The organism is Aeromonas sp. HMWF017, from assembly GCF_003061465.1.
Taxonomy (GTDB): domain Bacteria; phylum Pseudomonadota; class Gammaproteobacteria; order Enterobacterales; family Aeromonadaceae; genus Aeromonas; species Aeromonas veronii.
In genome coordinates this window covers 1-1,239 of sequence record NZ_QAJD01000177.1, presented here as the reverse complement: position 1 = coordinate 1,239, position 1,239 = coordinate 1, and the positions used below count along the sequence as shown (strand labels likewise).

Here is a 1,239-nt window from a genome sequence, read left to right as displayed (position 1 = left end):
CCTGTTGTCGATTTTTATGGAAATTGCGTCAATTACTGGCGTACGCATGTAGATGCTTGATGTGATTTATCATCTGAGGTATTGAGTGAATATTGTGTTGGAGGTGACGAAATTCCTATTTTCATTTTCGTGGATATCTCAGTTGAATGGCCTTAATTTCTATTTTTCTGTGATCGTTGTACGTGATTGCTTATTTCTGAGTCAGATTGCTCTGATGATTTTTTTGTCATTTGCGGTGTTTTCCATTAAGCGTGGCTATACCATTCATAAAAACTCACAAACCTTTATCTTAAGTGCGTCAATATTTGTCTCATCAGGGTGTGGCGCTAGAAAAACGTGTCGTGCAAGCTTTTGTTGGTACAGTTTGCAAGTTGTTTTTATTGGCTTGGTTGTGGGTGTAACTTATTGATTTAAATCATTTTGTTTTTAATGCAAAAAAGGAGGTGTTAATTGCGAATAATGGGTGAGATTTAGTTGCATCAAAATAAAATAAATCTGGCGCAGAGGCCGGCCCTACCAGGAGGGCTGTGTCGCAGTAGCATGTTGATATGTCATTGCATATTAAAGTAATTGCTCCATGCTTTTTATTCGTTGTTGAATAGGGGGGGAGTTCAACTGTCATTTATTACAGTTGCCGCTGATGATAATAGCTATAAGCTTTGCTTCTCTTGATAAAACCTTCAAATCGGGTACTAGAGGATGGGAAAAGGAATTGACGGCGCAACAGTCGCGCCCAAAGAACGCATAAATATCAAATATGTACCGGCAACCGATGGTCAACAGGCGGAGATTGAACTTCCGCTAACCATGTTGGTGGTCGGTAATATGAAAGGACGCAGTGAAGAGACCCCCATTGAGGAGCGTCAAACTGTCTCCATCGACAAGAATAATTTTTCATCTGTCATGAAAGAATCTGCACTGGAACTGAACTTCTCTGCTCCCAATCGCTTGGAAGAGAACAGCCAGGACGAGTTGCCGGTTTCAATCAAAATCCAGTCTCTGGAAGACTTCACTCCTGACAGTGTTGCACAACAGGTCCCTGAGCTGCGCAAGCTGCTTGAACTGCGTGAGGCGTTGGTTGCCCTTAAGGGGCCATTGGGCAATATCCCTTCTTTCCGCAATCGTTTGCAGGATCTGCTGTCCAGTGATGAAGCCCGCGAGCAGCTGCTCAAGGAGCTGGATTTGATTAAGCCTGCCGAGTGATCGCCGGGTTGGATTGACTGAACGAGAAAGGAAAAA

1 protein-coding gene is annotated in these 1,239 nt (G+C 43.2%); it reads left to right on the top strand.

Translation table 11 applies throughout. The features are described 5' to 3' along the window. Nucleotides 1-699: 699 nt before the first annotated feature. Nucleotides 700-1,203, top strand: a complete 504-nt coding sequence (gene tssB / locus DBR30_RS20035; protein WP_108541582.1) for a type VI secretion system contractile sheath small subunit — start codon at nt 700-702, stop codon at nt 1,201-1,203. The last annotated feature ends 36 nt before the right edge of the window (nt 1,204-1,239 follow it).